This is a genomic window from Psychrobacter sp. 1Y4, assembly GCF_051847555.1.
In genome coordinates this window covers 1-526 of record NZ_JBPYDE010001118.1, presented here as the reverse complement: position 1 = coordinate 526, position 526 = coordinate 1, and the positions used below count along the sequence as shown (strand labels likewise).

1 protein-coding gene is annotated in these 526 nt (G+C 37.6%); it reads left to right on the top strand.

Annotated elements, in window-relative coordinates; translation table 11 throughout:
- Window positions 1-526: restriction endonuclease subunit S (locus ACS8FC_RS20720; RefSeq protein ID WP_439298169.1), on the top strand; the 526-nt coding region annotated here is incomplete at both ends.

Here is a 526-nt window from a genome sequence, read left to right as displayed (position 1 = left end):
TTCTAAATGTATTAAAAAGTGAGATTTTTCTATCAAAATTATATTCTTTGCCTGGTGGAACTAAGCAAGCTAATCTATCAGCTACTCAAATTAGAGAAATATCAGTTTTAATTCCACCTCTCCCAGAACAACAAAAAATCGCCAACATTCTATCCACTTGGGATAAGGCGATTAGCACGACTGAGCGTTTGATTGACAATAGTACCCAGCAGAAAAAGGCATTGATGCAAAAATTACTGACGGGTAAAAAGCGTTTGCTTGATGACAAGGGGGAACGGTTTGAAGGAGAGTGGAAGGAAGGAAAGCTCGTTGATTTTGCTAAAATTAAAAAAGGTAAAGCACTCAGTAGTAAGGACCTTAAAGAAGGTTCTTACCCAGTAATCGCAGGTGGTAAATCAAGTCCTTATACTCACAGTGATTTTACCCATGAAAATATTATTACTGTTAGTGCTAGTGGAGCTTACGCTGGTTATATAGCTTTTTTCCCTTATAAAATTTGGGCGTCGGATTGTTCAGTCGTAGAACC